Source organism: uncultured Aliiroseovarius sp., assembly GCF_947492455.1.
Classification (GTDB): Bacteria; Pseudomonadota; Alphaproteobacteria; order Rhodobacterales; family Rhodobacteraceae; genus Aliiroseovarius.
This window is the reverse complement of the sequence record NZ_CANLNB010000003.1, coordinates 323,214-344,477: the sequence shown is the minus strand read 5'-3', so window position 1 is coordinate 344,477 and position 21,264 is coordinate 323,214. Positions and strand designations below refer to the sequence as shown.

22 protein-coding genes are annotated in these 21,264 nt (G+C 60.2%); 13 read left to right on the top strand and 9 right to left on the bottom strand.

Annotation, left to right across the window (positions count from 1 at the left end):
• Nucleotides 1-4 precede the first annotated feature (4 nt).
• The 4 genes from Q0677_RS08385 to ppsA all read left to right on the top strand — a co-directional run bounded on the left by Q0677_RS08385 (nt 5) and on the right by ppsA (nt 5,777).
• Nucleotides 5-1,216, top strand: coding sequence for a saccharopine dehydrogenase family protein (locus Q0677_RS08385; RefSeq protein ID WP_298908370.1), 1,212 nt, complete (start codon nt 5-7; stop codon nt 1,214-1,216).
• 64 nt (nt 1,217-1,280) lie between these two features.
• Complete coding sequence (gene nspC / locus Q0677_RS08380) at nt 1,281-2,450, top strand: carboxynorspermidine decarboxylase (RefSeq protein ID WP_298908368.1); 1,170 nt, start codon at nt 1,281-1,283, stop codon at nt 2,448-2,450.
• Nucleotides 2,447-3,295 (top strand): agmatinase, encoded by an 849-nt coding sequence (speB, locus tag Q0677_RS08375; RefSeq protein ID WP_298908365.1) that lies wholly within the window; start codon nt 2,447-2,449, stop codon nt 3,293-3,295. Before nspC ends, speB begins: the two co-directional genes overlap by 4 nt.
• Before the next feature lie 85 nt (nt 3,296-3,380).
• On the top strand, nt 3,381-5,777 hold the full coding sequence (gene ppsA / locus Q0677_RS08370; RefSeq protein ID WP_298908362.1) for a phosphoenolpyruvate synthase: 2,397 nt from the start codon (nt 3,381-3,383) through the stop codon (nt 5,775-5,777).
• Here ppsA and Q0677_RS08365 read toward each other — a convergent pair.
• The 3 genes from Q0677_RS08365 to Q0677_RS08355 form a co-directional block, all read right to left on the bottom strand.
• A complete protein-coding gene (locus tag Q0677_RS08365; protein WP_298908359.1) occupies nt 5,774-8,356 on the bottom strand; it encodes a cation-transporting P-type ATPase in 2,583 nt (860 codons plus the stop codon). The genes ppsA and Q0677_RS08365 overlap by 4 nt on opposite strands.
• Nucleotides 8,357-8,554: 198 nt before the next feature.
• Nucleotides 8,555-10,447, bottom strand: a complete 1,893-nt coding sequence (locus tag Q0677_RS08360; protein WP_298908356.1) for an acyl-CoA synthetase — start codon at nt 10,445-10,447, stop codon at nt 8,555-8,557.
• A gap of 150 nt (nt 10,448-10,597) precedes the next feature.
• Nucleotides 10,598-12,394, bottom strand: coding sequence for an ABC transporter transmembrane domain-containing protein (locus Q0677_RS08355; RefSeq protein ID WP_298908353.1), 1,797 nt, complete (start codon nt 12,392-12,394; stop codon nt 10,598-10,600).
• Nucleotides 12,395-12,548: 154 nt separating this feature from the next.
• Between Q0677_RS08355 and Q0677_RS08350 the strand changes: the two genes are divergently transcribed.
• A complete protein-coding gene (locus Q0677_RS08350) occupies nt 12,549-12,941 on the top strand; it encodes a hypothetical protein (protein ID WP_298908350.1) in 393 nt (130 codons plus the stop codon).
• A gap of 17 nt (nt 12,942-12,958) precedes the next feature.
• On the opposite strand, the gene Q0677_RS08345 is transcribed toward Q0677_RS08350, so the two are convergent.
• The 5 genes from Q0677_RS08345 to Q0677_RS08325 form a co-directional block, all read right to left on the bottom strand.
• Nucleotides 12,959-13,354: a hypothetical protein gene (locus tag Q0677_RS08345; protein ID WP_298908347.1), complete on the bottom strand. Its 396-nt coding sequence runs from the start codon at nt 13,352-13,354 to the stop codon at nt 12,959-12,961.
• Nucleotides 13,355-13,446: 92 nt separating this feature from the next.
• The gene (locus tag Q0677_RS08340) at nt 13,447-14,031 is read right to left on the bottom strand and encodes a rhodanese-like domain-containing protein (protein WP_298908344.1); all 585 of its coding nucleotides are present in this window, start codon (nt 14,029-14,031) and stop codon (nt 13,447-13,449) included.
• 20 nt (nt 14,032-14,051) lie between these two features.
• Complete coding sequence (locus tag Q0677_RS08335) at nt 14,052-14,372, bottom strand: antibiotic biosynthesis monooxygenase family protein (protein WP_247093801.1); 321 nt, start codon at nt 14,370-14,372, stop codon at nt 14,052-14,054.
• A 70-nt stretch (nt 14,373-14,442) separates the two neighbouring features.
• The gene (locus tag Q0677_RS08330) at nt 14,443-14,838 is read right to left on the bottom strand and encodes a zf-TFIIB domain-containing protein (protein WP_298908342.1); all 396 of its coding nucleotides are present in this window, start codon (nt 14,836-14,838) and stop codon (nt 14,443-14,445) included.
• An 89-nt stretch (nt 14,839-14,927) separates the two neighbouring features.
• Nucleotides 14,928-15,335, bottom strand: a complete 408-nt coding sequence (locus tag Q0677_RS08325; RefSeq protein WP_298908339.1) for a universal stress protein — start codon at nt 15,333-15,335, stop codon at nt 14,928-14,930.
• A 125-nt stretch (nt 15,336-15,460) separates the two neighbouring features.
• Between Q0677_RS08325 and Q0677_RS08320 the strand changes: the two genes are divergently transcribed.
• The 8 genes from Q0677_RS08320 to rimM all read left to right on the top strand — a co-directional run bounded on the left by Q0677_RS08320 (nt 15,461) and on the right by rimM (nt 20,277).
• On the top strand, nt 15,461-15,964 hold the full coding sequence (locus Q0677_RS08320; protein ID WP_298908334.1) for a hypothetical protein: 504 nt from the start codon (nt 15,461-15,463) through the stop codon (nt 15,962-15,964).
• A 167-nt stretch (nt 15,965-16,131) separates the two neighbouring features.
• Nucleotides 16,132-17,649, top strand: coding sequence for a signal recognition particle protein (gene ffh, locus Q0677_RS08315; RefSeq protein WP_298908331.1), 1,518 nt, complete (start codon nt 16,132-16,134; stop codon nt 17,647-17,649).
• Nucleotides 17,650-17,655: 6 nt separating this feature from the next.
• Nucleotides 17,656-18,219 carry a GNAT family N-acetyltransferase gene (locus Q0677_RS08310; RefSeq protein ID WP_298908328.1) on the top strand — a complete coding sequence of 188 codons (564 nt, stop codon included), beginning with the start codon at nt 17,656-17,658 and terminating at the stop codon, nt 18,217-18,219.
• Nucleotides 18,216-18,512, top strand: a complete 297-nt coding sequence (locus Q0677_RS08305; protein WP_282182711.1) for a chorismate mutase — start codon at nt 18,216-18,218, stop codon at nt 18,510-18,512. The genes Q0677_RS08310 and Q0677_RS08305 overlap by 4 nt, the downstream gene beginning before the upstream one ends.
• Before the next feature lie 45 nt (nt 18,513-18,557).
• Entirely contained in the window at nt 18,558-18,947 is a 390-nt protein-coding gene (gene rpsP, locus Q0677_RS08300) for a 30S ribosomal protein S16 (protein WP_133487564.1), read from the top strand.
• A gap of 24 nt (nt 18,948-18,971) precedes the next feature.
• Entirely contained in the window at nt 18,972-19,601 is a 630-nt protein-coding gene (bluB, locus tag Q0677_RS08295; protein ID WP_298908318.1) for a 5,6-dimethylbenzimidazole synthase, read from the top strand.
• A gap of 5 nt (nt 19,602-19,606) precedes the next feature.
• Complete coding sequence (locus tag Q0677_RS08290) at nt 19,607-19,756, top strand: hypothetical protein (RefSeq protein ID WP_166636220.1); 150 nt, start codon at nt 19,607-19,609, stop codon at nt 19,754-19,756.
• Nucleotides 19,753-20,277 carry a ribosome maturation factor RimM gene (rimM, locus tag Q0677_RS08285; protein ID WP_298908314.1) on the top strand — a complete coding sequence of 175 codons (525 nt, stop codon included), beginning with the start codon at nt 19,753-19,755 and terminating at the stop codon, nt 20,275-20,277. Before Q0677_RS08290 ends, rimM begins: the two co-directional genes overlap by 4 nt.
• On the opposite strand, the gene Q0677_RS08280 is transcribed toward rimM, so the two are convergent.
• On the bottom strand, nt 20,274-21,260 hold the full coding sequence (locus Q0677_RS08280) for an aminoglycoside phosphotransferase family protein (RefSeq protein WP_298908311.1): 987 nt from the start codon (nt 21,258-21,260) through the stop codon (nt 20,274-20,276). The two genes, rimM and Q0677_RS08280, sit on opposite strands and share 4 nt — an antisense overlap.
• Nucleotides 21,261-21,264: the final 4 nt, after the last annotated feature.

Below are 21,264 nucleotides of genomic sequence, written 5' to 3'. Positions count from 1 at the left end.
CATCATGGGAAAGACACTCGTCGTAGGTGCCGGTGGCGTCAGCCATGCCGCTGTGCACAAAATGGCAATGAACGCGGATATCTTCACAGAGATCACGCTGGCAAGCCGGACCAAATCGAAATGTGATGCGATTGCCGCAAGCGTGAAAGAGCGCGTGGGCGTGGACATTAAGACCGCTGAACTGGACGCTTACAAAGTCGAAGACACCGTTAAGCTGATCAAGGAAACCGGTGCCGAGATCCTTGTAAACCTGGCCCTGCCCTATCAGGATCTGGTTCTGATGGACGCCTGTCTTGAGGCGGGTTGCCACTATCTGGACACCGCGAACTATGAACCCGAGGACGTTGCCAAGTTCGAATATCACTGGCAATGGGCCTATCAGGACCGCTTCAAAGAAGCTGGCCTGACCGCCATTCTGGGCTCGGGCTTCGATCCGGGTGTGACCTCGGTCTTTGCGACCTGGCTGAAGAAGCACAAGCTGGACACCATCCGCCAGATCGACATTCTGGACGCTAATGGCGGCTCGAACGATCAGGAATTTGCCACCAACTTCAACCCGGAGATTAACCTGCGCGAAGTGCTGGCCGAGGTGCGTCACTGGGAAAACGGTGATTGGCAGACCAGCCCGGCCATGACCACCAAGGTCGAGTTCGATTTCCCCGCCATTGGAAACAAAAACATGTACCTGATGTATCACGAGGAGCTGGAGAGCCTGTCGACCCACTTCCCCGAGATCGAGCGCGCCCGTTTCTGGATGACCTTCGGCGACGCCTATATCATGCACGCCAAAGTGCTGGAAAATGTCGGCATGACCCGCATCGATCCGGTGATGCATGACGGTCAGGAAATCATCCCGATCCAATTCCTGAAAACTCTGCTGCCCGATCCCGGCGATCTGGGCGCCGAGACCAAGGGCAAGGCCTGCATTGGCGACATTGCGACCGGTCAGGCCAAGGACGGCTCGGGCGAGAAGACCTTCTACATCTACAATATCTGCGACCACGAAGAGTGTTATGCCGAGGTCGGCTCGCAGGCTGTGTCCTACACCACCGGCGTCCCCGCCATGATCGGCGCGGCGCAGGTTCTGAAAGGCAACTGGACCCAGCCCGGCGTCTGGAACATGGAGCAGCTGGACCCTGACAACTTCATGGACATGCTGAACGAACACGGGTTGCCGTGGCAGGTCCACGAACTGGACGGCCCGGTCGAGTTCTAAGAACTAAGGGGAGCGCCCGTCCTCAAGCAGGCGCTCCCCTAACCCTTCATCTGGAATGGCGACAATGACCGAACTGATGCAAACCCAAGCCGGAGATGCAGGCGCATTCCGCGATTTCGACCTGTCCCGCGTCCCCACGCCTTGCTTCGTGGTGGATGAAAAAGCGGTCGAGGCCAATCTGAAGATCCTGTCCGACGTTGCCGACCGCTCGGGCGCGCATGTGTTGTCGGCGCTAAAAGCGTTCTCGATGTTCGCGCTGGCCCCGCTGGTCCGGTCACATCTGGGCGGCACCTGCGCCAGCGGCATCTTTGAGGCACGACTAGGTCGCGAGGAATATGGCGGCGAGGTTGCCACCTTCTGCGCGGGCTACAAGGCGCAGGATATGGACGAGATCCTCAGCCTCTCGGACCACATCATCTTCAACAGCCCCGCCCAGAAAGACCGCTTTCTGGCGCAGGCTCAGGCGGCGGGCGTGCAGGTCGGTCTGCGCATCAACCCCGAGCATTCTGAGGGCGAGATCCCCAAATACGACCCCTGCGCGCCTTGCTCGCGTCTGGGCACCCCGGTATCTTTGCTGACGGATGACATCATGCAGGACGTTGACGGGCTGCACATGCACACACTGTGTGAACAGGGCTTCGAGCCGCTGGCCCGTACATGGGCCGCCGTTGAACCCAAGATTGCGCCCTACCTGCCCCGCCTCAAATGGATCAATTTCGGCGGCGGCCACCACATCACCCGCGCAGATTATGACCGCGAGGCATTGATCGCCTTCATTCAGAACATCCGCGCCACATACGGCATCGACGTCTACCTTGAACCCGGCGAGGCCGTGGCGCTGGACGCGGGCATCTTGGTGGGCGAGGTTCTGGACCTGCCGGTGAATGGCATGAACCTTGCGATCACCGATATTTCGGCCACCTGCCACATGCCCGACGTGATCGAAGCCCCCTATCGCCCCGCCCTTCTGGACGAGGCCGATGCGGGCCACACCTATCGCCTTGGCGGGCCATCCTGCCTCGCGGGCGACGTGATTGGCGACTACACATGGGCGCAGCCCCTGCAGATTGGCCAGCGCTTTGCCTTCCTCGATCAGGCGCATTACTCGATGGTGAAAACCAACACCTTCAACGGCGTCCCCCTGCCCACAATCGCCCTGTGGAACAGCGAAACCGACGCGCTGCAGATCATCAAACAGTTCGGCTATGACGACTTCAAGGAGCGCCTCTCATGAGCATTTTTCTGGACAGCGAACTGACCGAGGCCGAGCGTACTGACACCGCGCGTTTCCACGTCATTCCGGTGCCGCTGGAGCGCACCGTGTCCTATGGATCGGGCACCAAGGACGGACCCGCCGCGATCATCGACGCCTCGAACGAGCTTGAGCGTCTGTGCAAAGGCATTGAGCCCTGCGCCGACGGCATTTTCACCCAGTCGGCTGTGGATTGCGACGGCCCCCTGCCCGAGGTGATGGAACGCATCGCCGCCCGCACCGAGGCCGTTGTCAAAGCCGGCCATGTTCCGGTCACGCTGGGCGGGGAACACTCGCTTAGCTATGGCGCCGTCACCGGTGTCATGCGTGCCCTTGGCCAGCCGGTCGGGATCGTCCAGATCGACGCCCATGCCGACCTGCGCATCGCCTATCAGGGGGAAAAGCACTCGCACGCGTCGGTCATGCATATGCTGGCCGAAGACGGCGTTCGACTGGCCCAATACGGCGTACGCGCCCTATGCCCACAAGAGGCTGAAAGCCGCCAGCAGAACAACGTGGTCTTCATCGACGCGGAAGAGCTGGTGACGCAGAACATCTTCTCGGTCGATCTGCCCGAGGACTTTCCCGAACTGGTCTATGTCAGCTTCGACGTGGACGGGTTGGACCCCAGCCAGATGCCCGCGACCGGCACCCCCGTTCCGGGTGGGCTGTCCTATTATCAGGCGCTGCATATCGTGGAAAGCGCCCTGATAGGACGGCGTTGTGTCGGGCTTGATGTGGTCGAGCTTGCGCCAAACGGTGACGAGGCATGGGACTTTACTGCAGCCCAAATCACCTATCGCCTGATGTCGAACTGCCTCGCATAGGTCGGTCGCAACCCGCATTGACCGGGATCAACGCATATATGCGCCGATAGGCTAACATATAGGCGATGAACTTTGGGAGGGTTACATGACAGATGCCTTGAAGACGACGTCGCCGACGCTGATTTGGCTGGACGAACTTGCGCGCACGGACATTGCCAAAGTCGGCGGAAAGAACGCCTCGCTGGGCGAGATGTTGCAGTCACTTACCGAGCGCGGCATCCGCGTGCCGCCCGGATTTGCCACCACGTCAGACGCCTATCGCAGCTTCATTGCGGCCAACGGTCTGGACCGCGTATTGCGCGAGGTCCTGCCCAAGCTTGAAGCCAACCGGATCTCGCTGGCCACAGCGGGCAAAACGATCCGCGACGCGATCACCGAAGGGGTCTGGCCCGAAGACGCCGAACGGGACATCCGCGCAGCCTATCGCGAGCTGGGCGTGCGTGTCGGGCAATCTGATCCCGCCGTCGCCGTACGCTCCTCGGCCACCGCTGAAGACCTGCCCGACGCAAGCTTTGCCGGGCAACAAGAAACCTTCCTGAACGTCCGGGGAGAGGCCGCGCTGCTGGATGCCTGCAAGGCCTGTCTGGCGTCGCTCTTCACCGACCGGGCCATCACCTATCGCCAGCTGAAGGGTTTCGATCACCTCGAAGTCGCCTTGTCCGTCGGCGTGCAGCACATGGTCCGCTCGGACCTGTCTGGCTCGGGCGTCATGTTCTCGATCGACACGGAAAGCGGGTTTGACAAGGTCGTGCTGATCAACGCGGCGTGGGGTCTGGGCGAGAACGTCGTTCAGGGCCATGTCGACCCGGACGAATACCAAGTCTACAAGTCGTTTCTGGACAATGACGACCTGACCCCGATCGTCCACAAGGCGCTTGGCGCCAAAGAGATCAAGATGATCTATGGCCGCGAGCAAGGCGCGCCGGTGCGGAATGTTCCGACCTCGAAGGCGGAACGCACGGGCTTTGTGCTGTCGGATGCTGAAATCCTTGAACTGGCCCGCGCTGCCGTGAAAATTGAAGCGCATTACGGCACCGCGATGGACATCGAATGGGCCAAGGATGGGGAAACCGGGCTGCTTTACGTGGTGCAGGCGCGCCCTGAAACGGTCCAATCCAATCTCGCTGCCAGCGCCTTTCAGACCTATACGCTGCACGATACCGGCGAGGAGCTTTTGACCGGCCTGAGCGTGGGAAGTTCAGTCGCGACGGGCGAGATCTGCTTGATCCATGACGTGACGGATCTGGACCAGTTTGTCGACGGCGCGATCCTAGTCACCTCGAACACCGACCCGGACTGGGTGCCGATCATGAAACGCGCCGCCGCCATCGTGACCGATCACGGGGGCCGCACGTCCCACGCCGCCATCGTCAGTCGCGAACTGGGCGTGCCCGCGATTGTCGGCACGTCGAATGCCACCGAGATCTTGCATACAGGCCAGCACATCACCGTATCCTGCGCCGAAGGGGAAACCGGTGTGATCTATGCTGGGGAAGCCAACGTCACCGTCGAAGAACGAGAGCTAGACCAGATCCCCTCGACCCAGACCAAGGTCATGCTGAACCTCGCCAACCCTGCCGCCGCCCTCCGCTGGTGGCGCCTGCCCGTGGATGGCGTCGGCCTTGCCCGCATGGAATTTGTGATCAACAACGAAGTTCGGGTGCACCCCTTGGCGCTTACCCGTTATGACGCGCTGACCGACGCGGATGTGCGCGCTGAAATCGACCGCCTGACCCGCGGCTATGACGACCGGGCGGATTATTTCGTCGAGAAGCTGGCTATGGGCCTCTCGCGGATTGCGGCGACGTGGTATCCCAACCCCACCATCATCCGCATGAGCGACTTCAAGACCAACGAATATGCCGACCTCTTGGGCGGCCGCCAGTTCGAGCCCAACGAGGAAAACCCGATGATCGGGTTCCGGGGCGCGTCGCGCTATTATGACGCCGCCTATCAGGACGGGTTCGCACTGGAATGCAAAGCGATCCGGCACCTGCGCGAGCGGATGGGGTTCGACAATGTCATCGTCATGATCCCCTTCTGCCGCAACGTGGAGGAAGCCGACCGGGTGCTGGCAACGATGGCCGAACACGGACTGGAACGTGGCAAGAACGGGCTGCAGGTCTATGTGATGTGCGAAGTTCCGTCGAACGTGATCGAGGCCGAGGCGTTCGCCGAGCGCTTCGACGGCTTCTCGATCGGGTCGAACGATCTGACCCAGTTGACGCTTGGGGTGGACCGGGATTCCGAAGCCTTGGCGCATCTGTTCAACGAACGTGATCCGGCGGTTTTGTGGATGATCAACACCGTCATCGCCAAAGCGCACGCGGCCGGACGAAAGGTCGGGCTGTGCGGTCAGGCGCCCAGCAACGATCCCGAGTTCGCGAAGCTGCTTGTGCAGGCGGGGATCGACACGATCTCGGTCACACCAGACAGTTTCTTTGCCGTGAAAAGCAACGTGGCGAGCGCCGAGGCGGACTAGTCCCGCTTCATCCGAACGGTTTTGATCAGCTCAGGCACCACGATCAGCGGCAGCGCCAGCAAAATGATCGCCTGCCAATGCGCCCACTCCAAGGGCGCAACCCGCAGCAACTGCTGTAGCGGCGCCCAATAGATCGCGACCACTTGCAAAGACACCATCGCCACCAGCGCGATGATCAGCTTGGGGTTCGAGAACCAGCCGAGCCGCCAGCAGGGTTGCGAGAAAGACCGGAAGGCAAAGACGCTCATCTTCTCGAAAATGACCATTCCGCTGAAGGCCGCCGTCCGTGCCACGACAGTGCCGTCGGGCATGAAGGTATAGAACAGATACAGGCTGGCCGCCCCGGTATAGGTGCCAAAGGCCAAGATCATGCCCAGCGCTTTGCGGTCCAGTATGCCTGCCTCGGGGCGGCGCGGCGGGTCGCGCATCTGGTCCGAGGTGCCCGGCTCCAACCCCAAGGCCAAGGCGGTCACACCATCGGTTACAAGGTTCATCCACAGGATTTGCGTTGGCAGATAGATCAACGGCCCGCCCAGCGCCAAGTTTGTCAGGATGGCCACAACCTCGCCCGCGTTAGAGGCCAGCAGATAGCGCACGAACCGCTGGATGTTCGCAAATTGCCGCCGCCCCTCGCTGACTGCGCCTTTCAGTGTGGCGAAGTTGTCGTCCAGAAGCACAAGGTCCGCTGCGCTTTTCGCGACATCCGTGCCCCGGATCCCCATCGCGACCCCAATATCGGCTTGTTTCAGAGCGGGTGCATCGTTCACCCCGTCGCCCGTCATCGCCACGATATGGCCCTGCGCCTGTAATGCCTCGACAAGCCGCATCTTGTGTTCGGGCGAGGTGCGGGCAAACAGCGTGGGTTCGGAAAGGATCTCGCGCAATGTCGCGTCGTCGATGTCCTCCAACTCGTGCCCAGTCATCACCTTTTGGACCGGTAGGCCGAGGGCATCTGCAATCGCACGCGCGGTCAGCGGGCCGTCTCCGGTGATCATAATGATCCGCATGCCCGCCCGCAGACAGGTTTGAATAGCGTCCCGAACTACCGGGCGTGGCGGGTCGATCATGCCGACAAGCCCGATGAACTCCAGCCCCGTGTCCCCGACCCGCTTGTCAGCCACCTGACGATGCGCCAGCGCAATGACCCGCAGCCCCTTGGCCGCCATGTCTTCGTATTTCTGTTCGATCTGCGCACGGGCGGTTTGATCCAACGGCGCGCTGCCATTGGGTCCGCGCCACGTCTCGCAGACGTCCAACATCTGCTCAGGCGCACCTTTGGCCAACAGCATCAACCCGCCTTCGCTTTCGCGCACCATGCTCATGCGTTTGCGTTCAGATGAGAACGGGATCTCCGCCAAGGGCGCAGTGGCCGGCATCGGGGTCCACGCCTTATAGGCAAATGTCACCAGTGCCCCTTCGGTCGGATCCCCGACCATGCGCCAGCTGTCCCCTTCCCGGTGCAGGCTGGCATGGCTGCATCCAATCATCACGTCCAGCGCCGCATCCAAATCGGCATTCGCGCCGTATCGCACGGGGGTCTCGTCGTGCAGAATCCGTCCGGCGGGATCATATCCGGTGCCGACGGCGGTATAGTCCTGCTCGGCGACCCATAACAGCGCCCCGGTCATCATGTTTTCGGTCAGGGTGCCGGTCTTGTCCGTACAGATGACCGAGGCTGCGCCGACCGTTTCAATCGCTTGCAGGCGGCGCACCAAAGCGTTGCGCCGCGCCATCGCGCCTGCGCCCAAGGCCAAACTGATGGTTACAACGGCAGGCAGACCTTCGGGAATAATAGCCACCGCCATCGACATCCCCGTCATCGCCATTTCTAACATATCGCGGCCAAGCAAGATCCCCGTCGCCGCAATGGCCCCGCCTAGCCCAAGCGCAACAACGCCCAACTGACGCCCCAACCGCCCAAGCTGGCGAGAAAGGTTGGTGCCTTTATCCTCGACCGACACGGTCAGGGTAGCGATCTTACCGAACGCCGTCTGAGGCCCCGTGGCGCTGATGATCCCTTCCGCGCGTCCCGCGACCACATAAGTGCCCATCATCACGGTGCTCTGGTCCCCTACTGCGTCCGAGGACTTGGCCACCGACACGGATTCCCCTGTCAGCACACTTTCATCCACACGCAACGCGACGGCCGAGATCACCTGCGCATCCGCAGGTACCTGATCGCCAGCCTCAAGCAAAATGAGGTCGCCGGGTACGAGGTCTCGGCTAGGGATTTCAACGGGAATACCGTCGCGCACCACACGGGCCTTTGGCGACAGCATCTGACGCAAGGCCGCAAGCGAGGTTTCGGCGCGCCATTCCTGCACGAACCCCAAGGCGCCGTTCAAAACGACCACCAGCCCGATGGCGATGGCGTCGACACGCTCGCCAAGAACCAATGCGACCAAACCTGCGACGATCAATAGAAGTACCAAAAGCCCGGTGAACTGGCGCACGAGGATCGCCCAGACGGGTGTCGCCTTGGCTTCCCCGACCACGTTGGGACCATACTGGCGCAGAAGCTCTTGCGCCTCGGCGCCCGTCAGGCCGGTTGTTTGGGCCTTCACCGTGCGTGCTTCCATGCATTCTCCCGTGCCAGCTCGTTTCACCCTAACAGGTTTGCCCACGGTGCGGGCGGACACAATGCGCCAGATCAATGCATGGGGTTGGCCTGCCTTCGAAAGGCATGAAATCCAAGCCAAGTGATCGGAGGGATACAGGTTAGGCCAATGAAAAAGGGCGACCGACTGGCCGCCCCTTTCCATTCTGATCCAATCCGATCAATCCATCCATTCGAAAGGACGTGTGAACTCTCCCAAGCAATGCTTGACGGCTTCATGGTCGACATCTCCGGTCGCCTTCAAGCGCGCCACCAGACCGCGTTTCTTGTCGTCCAGCACCTCGGCAACAAAAGCCGCGTGGCCTGCGTCGGCCAGCGCTTTGTCATAGATACGCGCGATGGCGGATTTACGCAGGTCGGGCTTGAAGACCTTGCCGACGGCAGTCTTTGGTAGCTCGTCCAAGATCTCGATATGTTTCGGCAGGGCGGCTTTCTCGTGGATGTGTTCTTTGGCAAAGGCCATCAGTTCTTCCGAGGTGACCTGAGCACCGCCAACCAGCTCGACATAGGCGCAGGGCAGTTCGCCCGCGTAGCTGTCGGGCTGACCGATGGCGCCGACCATGGCGACGGCCTCGTGACCCGCCAGAACCTCTTCGATCTCGGCCGGGTCGATGTTGTGACCGCCACGGATGATCAGGTCTTTGGCGCGGCCGGTGATCCACAGATAGCCGTCTTCATCAAGACGTCCCAGATCGCCAGTTCGCAGATGCGTGTCCATGGCGAACAGGCCGTTGTTCTTGGCCTCTTCGGTATAGGTCGCACCCGTGACAACACCCGGATTGGTCAGGCAGATCTCGCCCACCTCGTCCACGCCATGTTCTTTCAGCACGGTTCCCGCGTCGTCGCAGGACAGGATTTTGACGTCCGTATAGGGGAACGGCACGCCGACCGACCCGACCTTTTTCGCACCGGTGGGCGGGTTGCAGGATACAAGGCAGGTCGCCTCGGTCAGGCCATAGCCTTCGACGATGTTCACGCCGGTAGCCTCGACAAAGCGGTTATACAGCTCGATCGGCAGCGGGGCCGAGCCCGAGAACGCCGTTTTCAAGGTCGAGACATCCGCATCCACCGGGCGCTGCATCAACGCTGCAAAGGCCGTTGGAACCGAAATCATGAAGGTGACCTTGTAGCGCTCGATCAACTTCCAGAAATTGTCAAACACGCCATCACCGCGATACCCAGCGGGCGTCGGATGCACGAAATGCGCGCCCGACATCAGGCAGGCCATCCAAATCACGTGAACCGCGAAGACGTGGAACAGCGGCAGCGGGCAGATGATGACGTCTTTTTCGTCGAACAGCAGGTTCGCGCCCAGCCAGCCATTATAGACCATGCCGGAATACTTGTGCTGCGCCACTTTCGGCGTACCGGTGGTGCCGCCGGTGTGGAAGTAAGCCGCGACGCGGTCATCGGTCTTGTCTTCGAAATCCAGCGTGGTGTTCTGGCGCTTCATCTCGGCCACGAAGTCCAAAACCTTGGCGTTGTGCTTCACCGGGTTCTTCGGGCGCACCAGCGGGACGATCCAGCTTTTCGGTGGCTTGAGGTATTTGTTCAGGTCGATTTCAAGCACCGTCTTGACGTTCGGGGCCATTGCCACGGCCTCATTCGCCAGCTGGGCGACTTCGGATTTCGGGAAGGCCTTCAGGGTCACCAGTACCTTGGCGCCGGTTTCCTTCAGGATCCCGGCCACTTGCTCGGCGTCCAACAGCGGGTTGATCGGGTTCACGATCCCAGCGATGCCGCCGCCCATCAAGGTATAGATCGTCTCGTTCGAGTTGGGCAGCAGATAGGCCACCACATCGTTCTCGCCGATGCCCAGCGAGCGGAACAGGTTTGCCGCCTGAACCGAACGGTCCAGCATCTGCTGCCACGTCACGGTTTCCTTGGGGTCCGTTGGGCCGGACGTGATCTGGAACGAGGCCGCAGGACGGTCCGGGAAAGCACGCGCTGTGCGCTCGAGCATCTGGTAAAGCGTCTGGGGTTTGTCCCGCGCCTCCCACGTCATTTCCGCTTCAACAGCGTCCCGATCGAACATCGATCCAAATTCATACATCCTACATCCTCCCTTAGCCCATTTTTCGGGCCTGTTTGGGAGCTGAGAATGGTCTGAAACGCCTGTACCCGCAAGTCTGACGTGACGTGGAATTGACGTTTACGGAAGGTAAGCGACGTAGCGTATAGCCGAGATTGCCGTAAGGGGCGCTTAAATCTGCCCTTCGGTGAACTGAAGGCGCGCCAAACGGGCATACAGGCCGTCCTGCGCAACAAGCTCATCATGGGTGCCTTGGGCGACGATCCGGCCTTCGTCGAAGACCACGATCCGGTCGGCTTTTTTCACAGTTGCCAGACGGTGCGCCACGATCAAGGTGGTGCGGCCTTGGGCCAGCTCGTCCACCGCGCCCTGCACCAGACGCTCGCTTTCCGCGTCAAGGGCCGAGGTCGCCTCGTCCAACAGCAGGATCGGTGCGTCGCGCAGGATGGCGCGGGCGATGGCGATGCGTTGCTTCTGGCCACCCGACAGCATCACGCCGCGTTCACCCACATAGGTGTCATAGCCTTCGGGCAGACGCGACAGGAAGTCGTGGGCGGCGGCGGCCTTGGCGGCGGCTTCGACCTCGGCATCCGTGGCGTCGGGACGGCCAAAGCGGATGTTGTCACGGGCAGAGGCGGCAAAGATCACCGCATCCTGCGGGACAAGCGCCACATATTTGCGGAAGTCATCGCGGCGCATGTCGCGCAGGTCGACGCCATCCAGCTTCACCGCTCCACTTTCGGGGTCATAGAACCGTTGGATCAGCTGAATGATGGTGGTTTTGCCCGCGCCCGAGGGGCCGACAAGTGCAACCGTTTCGCCCGCAGTGACGTCCAGCGTGATCCCCTCAAGCGCCGCCTGATTGGGGCGGGCGGGATAGTGGAAGGTCACATCGTCGAAACTCAGAGCCCCAGTTGGGCGCTCAGTGATCGCGATGGGCTGTGCAGGGTCTTTCACCTGATCTTCGGCGTTCAACAGCTCGACCAGACGCTCGGTGGCGCCTGCGGCACGCTGAAGTTCGCTCCAGATTTCCGATAGCGCACCGACAGCGCCGGCAACCATCACGGCATAGATCACGAACTGCACCAGCGCCCCGATGGACACCTCGCCCGCCGTCACGTCGCGCATTCCGATCCACAACACGCCGACAACGCCCGAGAAGATAAGCGAGATCACGATCACCGTCATAAGCGCGCGGGTGAGAATGCGGCGTTTGGCGGAAATAAAGCTTTCCTCGGTCAGGCGCGAAAACTCGGTCCGGCTAAGGTCTTCATGGGTGAAGGCCTGCACGGTTTGCACGGACAACAGAGCCTCGGACGCATTGCCCGAGCTTTTGGCGATCCATTCTTGGTTCTCACGTCCCAAAACGCGCAGGCGGCGGCCCAGCACGATGATCGGCACGATGACGACCGGCACGATCAGCAAGACCAAACCGGTCAGCTTGGCCGAGGTGAACAGCATCAGAATAATGCCACCGATGAAAATAAATACGTTGCGCAGGGCGACGGACACCGACGAGCCGATCACCGACAGGATCAGTGTGGTGTCGGTAGTGATCCGCGACAGCACCTCGCCGGTCATGATTTTCTCATAGAATGCCGGGCTCATCCCCACGACGCGGGCAAACACTGCCTTGCGGATGTCTGATACGACCCGCTCGCCCAAACGCGTGACAAGGTAATACCGAAGCCCCGTGCCCAGCGCGAGAAGCGACGCAACCCCGAGGGCCGCAAGGAAATACTTGTCCAGAAGCTGGGGCGTGGCTTCTCCAAACCCGTCCACAACACGGCGCACCGCAATCGGCAGGATCAGCGAAATGCCTGCCGTAAACACAAGGGCTACGAAGGCGGCCAGCATCCACATGCGATGAGGACGCATGAAAGGCCACAGACCCGACAGCGCGCCGATACGTTTGGATTTCTCGCGTTCGTCCATCTCGACGCTGGACGCACCTGCCTGTCTTGCCATGTGATCTGCTCCTTTCGTGCACGGATACCGAAACCACCCAACACACACAAGCGGCATTGAATATTTGCAGCACGCGACGTCGCGCAGACGTGCTTTCACCGGCAGCGCGTTCCCGCTATACTGGTCAAGAATATCGAGTATCGGAGCGCGTATCATGTTCACAGCATCCAAACTGCGCCTAACGGCCTTCGGGATGGTCTTGACACTGCTAACGGCCTGCGCCACGCCGCAAAAACAGTGCATTGCACAGGAAACGGCCGAGTACCGTGCACTATCTGCTCAAGTCAAAGAGTTGGAAGAGACGTTAGAGCGGGGATACGCTCTGCACCGCCAAACTGTTCCCTATACGGATGCACGCATCTGTCGCGTCGAAGGAAAAGAGCCCTTTCTCTGCCCCAGAACGCGATTTCACACGATCGAAACGCCCGTGTCTGTGGATATAGACGACACACGCAAGAAATTGGCACGGCTTAAAGCCCAGCAATCCAAACTTGCCCCCGCTGCGGCAGCCGCACGCGCTGCATGCATTCGCGCCTATCCCGAGTAAATGCAGACCAGCGCCTGTTAGGGGACAGAGATATTGATCGCGGTGGGTTTGCCGCCCTGCCCCAAAACGCGCACCAAGATTATCCCGCCGCTTTTCAGCCGGTTGGCTGCCTTAGAGCTTACATCCCCACGTGCAACCAAGTTTTGCAGGCTCTTCCGGCTTTGGCTGCTGCCAAAAAACGGGTCCCACTGATCGCCGGGCTGGCTAACGCCAAAGCGGTGGAAATTCGTACGGTCCTGACTCAGAACCCGCCAAGGCTCCGACAAGGTCGCGCCTTTGTCATTCGTCATATCGGGTTTGCCGATGAAGGCCGTGAACGCGCCGATCTGCTCTTGCGCCACAGCGGCGTGCGACGCCAAGGCTAGGCCCAGCGCCACAGCGGCAGTTTTCACCAGTTGGATGCGATACCGCATGTCCCATTCCTTACCCACGCGCCAATCAGTGGCGTGTCTTAAGAATGGGGACCAAGCGTCCGAAGGTCAATGGAGGCAAGCCTGACTGTTGATCAGCTTCCGTCCGTCACCGTCAGGCCCAGCATCCGCCACGCGTGCATGCCCCCGCGGTAATAGTGGATCTTGTCGGCAGGAAAGCCCGCTTCGATCATGCGTCGCGCAGCGGTCGGGGACTGGCCACACCAGTTGCCATTGCAAAACAACGCCACAGGCTTGGCTTCCTCACAAACAAATCCGTCGAAATCCAGCTCGCAGCCCAGCTCGTCCAGACGATCCGTCGCTTCGTTATAAGGGATCGAGATCGCACCCGGAATGGTTCCGGTTTCGTGATCCGCCGCCACACGGCTGTCGACCACGATGGCCTCGGGGTCTTGTAGCATCTCCAGAAGCTCCAGCTCGCCAATCGGCGTTACGCCCGGGGCGGGCACCATGGGCTGCACGCAGAAATTCGGGCAATTGCGCGAGGTGCGCGCCCATTCGCCCGACAGCTCGTGCGCGGGATCATCAATGCGCGAGATTTCGACCTCGCCATTTTCGGTCTGAACCGTCACCCACGGCATATCCGGGGTGATGTTCACGTCAGCAAAAACAGGGGCGGCGAAAAGGCCAAAGGCCGCCGCAATCAGGAAAGTTTTCATGTCGGCTCCTGCGGTCGGGATCAGTTATAGGTCTCGAACACGTCATACATGACGGGCTCGAAGCTTTTGCAGAGGGTCGCGATCTTTCGGTTCCGCTCGCGCATTTCCTCGGTGCGCAGCATCGCCTGAAAATCTTCGCGCCGATTCCATTGGCTATAGTTGGCAATCCGCGTCTGGGCGTCATTCACATGAAGACCCGCGCCGACGAACCCCGGCTGCTTCGAGATGAAGCTTTCATAGGCATCCGTCAACGCATCCAGAAGATCCTGACAGGTGCCGGGTGTCATCTCGAACGTGGTGATAACGGTTTGATAGTCGGGGGCTTTGCTGATTTTGGGCATGGCTTCCTCCTTGATAAAAGAAGCCTAGCCCGATTTGGATTACATATGAATATGTGATCTTGCCACAGCGTTAGTCAAAGATGTCGAAAAGCTCGGACAGGACCGACTTTTTGCGCTTTTTCTTATAGCGCTTGGCGTGGCGATAATCGTCGTCGTCGCGGTCGTAGTAATCGTCATCATGCTTACGCTTGCGCGAGCCTCCGGGCTTCAGCCCTGCGCCACGCTCCATCTCTTCACGGGACCGCATGCGGACGGGTTCGTCGCGATAGACCGGCTCGGGCTGCGGGGGAAGCGATGCGACATAGGGATCCGGATCGTCCAACTCCACAGCGGGTGTCGCCTTTTCGATGATCTTGTCCAGTTCGCCCCGATCCAGCCAGACCCCACGGCATTTGGGGCAATAGTCGATCTCAACCCCTTGGCGCTCGGTCATCAAAAGCTCGGTTCCGTCTACCGGACATTTCATCATGGATCCTCCTGTTCTGAGGAACATTTAGGAGAGAAAAAGCGGGCCGCAAGGGGCCCGCCAGTTTGTCACGCAGGGAGGGAGAGAAGTTAGCGCGACACGTGAACCGCACAGGGCGCATGGCGTACAACACGCGCGGCTGTCGATCCCAGGAAGAAATCAGTTAGGCCCGGACGGTGCGAGGCAACAACGATGCAGTCGACCTTGTTGTCCTTGGCATAGTCTACAATCGCATGGCCCGCATGGCCCGAAATCACAGCGATCTCGACATTCGGCGCGTCCTTCAGCTCGTCCTTCAAACGGGCTTCCAGTTCGTGCACATTGTCGTCCAGCTGTCCTTCCGGCAGGTATTGGGCGACATAGGCGGGCACTTCCTCCATCACGTGGAGTGCGGTGATTTTTGCACCTTCTTCCGAGATCGCGTTGGCGATCTCAAGCGCCTCAGTGGTGTTGCGATCGTGATCAAGTGCGATGGGCACCAAAACATTCTTGTACATGGGTCAGCTCCTTCATGGGCTTCAAGTCTTCTTGCTCAAAACGTAACGCGCGAACGATTTGGCGAACATGACACAGGTCAAATACCCCTCTTTTCCTGTCGGGCTTTCCTTACTACGCTGAGATCATGAAAACGCTGACCAACACGCCTGAATTGCTGGTTCTAGACCACAAGCCGTGGCTTCTATCTTTAAGTATGATTGCGGGACTGCTGATATTTCTGGCCATCGGAGGAAACGCTCTGATGGATGGAGAATGGGTCTTCGGGCTGATGTTTGGCGGGATCGGCACGCTGACTTGGGGCTTGTGCTTTGCGGTCTTTGCCAAGCGCGTACAATTGATCTTTGACACGCGTGTCGGGCAGATTGTGAAGCGAAAACGCTCGATCCTTGGCTATGCCCAAGATGTCTATCCGCTGGGCGCACTGCGTGGCGCTACGCTCGAGGAATCCCGCAGCGATGGCTCGACCATGTATCGCCCTGTATTGCTGATGGAGGGGCAGGAAAACTTGCCGGTCGTATCCTACTACACCAATGGCTCCGGCCCCCGACGCACCGCGGATGCCATTAATGAGTGGTACAAGGCGCATCAAAGCCCAATGCAGCTTGACTCTGACCCCCGAACGCCGTAACTCACCCCCAAATCTCGGAAGTGTGAAACTTCCGGTCCCATGGCCCAATGCCGGGATCGCCCCCTGTCAGCGTGTTACGCCCACAGGGGCCATCGTGGTTTGGGCGTTTGGAAAAGCGCGAACCCACCCCTATCTTGGGGGAAACGAAACGGCAAAGGAGCCGAGATATGTTTGAGAGCCTGTCAGATCGCCTGTCTGGTGTCTTTGACCGTCTGACGAAGCAGGGTGCGCTGTCTGAAGATGATGTAAAAACTGCCCTGCGCGAAGTGCGTGTGGCGCTGCTTGAGGCGGACGTCTCGCTGCCCGTTGCCCGCGACTTTGTGAAAAAGGTGCAGGAACAGGCCACCGGTCAGGCCGTGACCAAATCGGTCACCCCCGGCCAGCAGGTCGTCAAGATCGTGCACGATGCGCTGGTTGATGTTCTGACCGGCGAAGGCGAGCCCGGCGCGCTGAAGGTCGACAGCCCCCCTGCCCCGATCCTGATGGTCGGTCTGCAAGGTGGTGGTAAGACGACCACAACCGCGAAGCTGGCCAAACGCCTGACGGAAAAAGAAGGCAAGCGGGTACTGATGGCGTCGCTCGACGTGTACCGCCCCGCCGCGATGGATCAGCTGGCCGTTCTGGGCACGCAAATCGGCGTGGACACCCTGCCCATCGTTCCGGGCCAAAAACCCGTCGACATCGCCAAGCGCGCCAAGCAGCAGGCGACGATGGGCGGCTATGACGTCTATATGCTCGACACCGCGGGTCGTCTGCACATCGACGAAGTTCTGATGGGTGAGGTCGAGGAAGTCTCGGCCGTGGTGAACCCGCGTGAAACCCTTCTGGTGGTTGACGGTCTGACCGGTCAGGTCGCCGTCGAAGTGGCGCAAGAGTTCGACGACAAGGTCGGCATCTCGGGCGTTGTCCTGACCCGTATGGATGGTGACGGACGTGGTGGTGCGGCGCTGTCGATGCGCGCGGTCACCGGCAAGCCGATCAAATTCGTTGGCCTTGGCGAAAAGATGGACGCGCTGGAAACCTTCGAGCCCGACCGGATCGCAGGCCGCATCCTTGGCATGGGTGACATCGTTGCTCTTGTTGAAAAAGCCCAAGAAACCATCGAAGCCCAGCAAGCCGAGCGCATGATGAAGCGCTTCCAGAAGGGTCAGTTCAACATGAACGACCTGAAAATGCAGCTGGAGCAGATGATCAAGATGGGCGGCATGCAGGGCATCATGGGGATGATGCCGGGCATGAAGAAAATGGCCAAACAGGCCGAAGACGCCGGCATGGACGACAAGGTTCTGAAACAGCAGATCGCCCTGATCCAGTCGATGACCAAGCGCGAACGTGCGAACCCTCAGATCCTGCAAGCCAGCCGTAAAAAACGCATTGCTGCCGGTGCGGGCATGGAAGTCAGCGACCTGAACAAACTTCTGAAAATGCAGCGCCAAATGGCGGACATGATGAAGAAGATGGGCAAGATGGGCAAAGGCAAGATGCTGAAGCAAGCCATGGGTGGCATGTTCGGCAAAGGCGGCGGAATGCCCGATATGCCTGCCGGTATGGATCCCTCGCAGATGGACCCGAAAGCGCTGGAACAAGCGGCAAAAGCCATGGGCGGCAAACTGCCCGGCGGTCTGCCCGGTCTGGGTGGCGGTGGCCTGCCCCCCGGCCTGTCCGGCTTCGGGAAGAAGAAGTAAGCACCCGTGAAACTGCCCTTCGATCATATCACCACCCCGCGCCTTGTGCTGCGCCCGCCAGAAGCGGGTGACTGGGATGCATTCCGCGATTTCCTCGTGGACAATCCGCGCGCACGTTTCGTGGGTGGTGGACCGAAGAGCGACACCAACCGTCGTCTGGCTTGGCGCGCCTTTGGCCATGCTGTTGGACACTGGGTCCTGCGCGACTACGGCCCCTTCATCGCCACCGACAAGACCGATAGCCAGCCCATCGGCTGGATCGGCCCGTGGAACCCCGAAGGCTGGCCGGAACCGGAGATCGCATGGTCGATCTGGTCCGATAAGCACGAAGGCAAAGGCTTTGCGCACGAGGCCGCCGTGGCCGCGATCGACTGGGCCTATACGAACACCACCATCGACAGCTTCGTCAGCTACGTGGATCACGACAATGCCCCCTCGGCCGCCTTGGCCAAACGCTTGGGCTGCGTGATCGACGCGGACGCTCCGCGTTTTGAAGACGAAGACGACACCTATGACGTCTGGCGCCACCCGGCCCCCGACGCTGATGGCAATCCGGAGGCCTACGCATGACCGACGCATCCACCCGCGCAGCAGACCTGCTGAAAGAACATCGCGAGTCGATCGACCGGCTGGACGCGATCCTTGTCTACACGCTGGGCGAGCGCTTCAAGCACACGCAGGCCGTGGGCAAGCTGAAGGCTGAACACGACCTGCCCCCGTCGGACCCGAACCGGGAAGCAAAACAAATTGAACGTCTGGAAGATCTGGCCACCCGCGCCAATCTGGACCCCGAATTCGCCAAGAAATTCCTGAACTTCATCATTGATGAGGTCATCAGGCACCACAAGAAACACCAAGAATGAATGGGCTGTAAGCCCCTCAAATAGCTAGTAAAAAGGAAAACTCTCATGGCTATGAAAATTCGTCTCGCCCGTGGCGGCTCGAAAAAACGTCCCTTCTATCGCGTTGTAGCTGCAGACTCGCGCATGCCGCGCGATGGCCGCTTCATCGAGAAGCTGGGCACCTACAACCCGCTGCTGCCGAAAGATTCGGAAGAGCGCGTAAAGCTGGACATGGAACGCGTTCAGTACTGGCTGGACCAAGGCGCTCAGCCGTCGGACCGCGTATCGCGCTTCCTGGAAGCCGCTGGCGTTCTGGAGAAGAAAGAGCGTGCAAACCTGAAAAAAGGTGAGCCGGGCCAGAAAGCCAAGGACCGCGCAGAAGAGAAAGCCGAAAAAGCTGCTGCCGCTGCTGAAGCTGCTGCTGCTCCGGCTGAAGAAGCTGCTGCCGAGGAATAAATCCTTCGGAACGGATCTGACGACATGCACGCCTTTTCAGACGAGTTTCAGTCGGATCTAGAAGATCTGATGCGTTGGCGGCGCGACGTGCGCCGCTTCCGCACGGATCCTGTGGACGAGGCATTGCTGACGCAGTGCCTCGACGCGTTTCTGATGGCCCCTTCTGTGGGGTTGTCCGAACCGTGGCGGGTGGTGCGTGTCCAAAGTGACCACGCGCGCGCCGCCGCACTTGAAAATTTCAAAGCCGCCAATGCCGATGCGTTGTCTGGATATTCCGGCGACAAGGCACAGCTTTATTCCGGGCTGAAACTGTCTGGCATGGAAAACGCACCCGTTCAGTTGGCGATTTTCTGTGACGAGGCGACCGACAAGGGCGCAGGTCTCGGCGCGAGAACCATGCCCGAGATGCGGCGCTATTCTGTGGTCTCGGCCATCATGCTGTTCTGGCTTGCCGTTCGGTCTCGCGGGTTGGGGCTGGGCTGGGTGTCCATTCTGGACCCGGAACAGCTGTGTCGCGATCTGGACGTGCCTGAAAGCTGGAGCCTTGTGGGCTATTTCTGCCTCGGCTGGCCCGAGCAGAACGCCGATAGCCCCGAACTGGAAAAAGCAGGATGGGAAAGCCGTCGCGGCTCGCTTCCTGTCGAGGTAAGGTGACACCAATGGGTTTGCTTTTTCATCCGGTGAAGCTGATCATACTGGTCAGCGCAGGCTTTACCGCAGGCGTGGTCTATGAACGCGGTGTGCTGGGCGATAAATGCGAGGCCCGCGGGGGCAAAATGGAACAAGCTGTCTGCATAGGTGCAAAATGAGTGAAGACCGGATTTGTGTAGGAAGCATTGGCGGCGCTTATGGCGTTCAGGGCGAGGTGCGCATCAAAAGCTTCTGCGCGGAACCCACGGCGATTGCCGATTACGGCCCGCTGTCGTCCGAGGACGGCAAGCATGCCTTTTCCCTGACCCTGCTGCGCCCGATCAAGAACGGGTTTTCCGTGCGGATCGACAGTGTCTCGACCAAGGAACAGGCCGACGCGCTGAAGGGCGTGAAGCTTTATGTCAGCCGCGACGCCCTGCCCGCTTTGCCTGATGACGAGTTCTATCACACCGATTTGGTGGGCCTGACGGTGCTGGACACTGGCGGGACCGAGCTGGGCAAGGTCCATGCGGTACACAATCACGGCGCGTCCGATGTGCTGGAAATCAAGCTGCCCGGAAGCTCGACCACCGCGCTGTTGCCCTTCACGCTGGATGCGGTGCCGACTGTGGATCTGGCGTCGGGCCGGATCATCGCTGATCCGCCTGAGGGCGTCTTTCCGGACGACAAAGACGCTTAAGGCGCAAAAAGCTTTTCGGCGTATTTCAGAAGGTTCTGAAAGCGTTGCTGCTGCCCGGGACGGCGATCCGTACGCCGTTTCGGAATGTCACGCCAATCCCCCAGCACGCGAATGGGCAGGATGTAGCTAAGCGCGGGCAGCGCCTGCGCGTACAGATCGGCCCCATATCCGCGCCAAAATGCCTTCAGCGCAGACGCGTTCGGATCAGGGTCAAACCCGCCGTGATAGCGCACCAGAAACTTCGCCAGATCATGCGCAGGGGTCACGGTACGCACGCCCTCGAAATCCAAACCAACGGCACCATTGTCGGTAATCAGCAGGTTGCGCAGATGCATGTCGCCATGCGCCACCGCAAGTGGTGTCATTTCTCCTGTGACGGCCTCGGCCAGCGCGGGGATCTGATCGGCATAGGTCAAGAAGAGGTCGCGGCGGGGGACATCGTGACTGCGATCCTCAACCCCGGCCCGCATAGTCGCAACCCAGCGCAGCATGAACTTGGGATTGATTGGACGGGGCTCTTGCAGGGTCGACCGGTGGAACCGGCCAATCCACTGCCCGCAGGTTTCAAGTATCTCGTCAGACTTGGCCAAACCCAGCTCGGCCAGCCCCAACATGTCCTGCGCCGTTCTGACGCCGATATGGCGCATAATCAAACTGCGGGTATCTGGATCGATCGACAGGATCTCGGGCACCGCGTCCGGGCCCAGATTGTCTAGGGCATTCTGATGTCCAGCAAGGCCGTCTTTGAAGTCCTCCAGCGCGTCCCCAGCAGCAAACGCCTTCAGCACCACATCTATGGCATCCGCATCATCCACCCGCCCGCGATTGGTCAAACGCACCACGAACCGCCGCCCTTTGGCCGACGACCGGTCCGCCAACACCACCGGCATCAAGCTGGACAGATGCGGGCGCAGCCAGTCGTGCTGGGCCGCAATTTCAAGCGCAAGATGCTCAACAGCTTGACGATCTTCACGTTCGCTCAAAAGA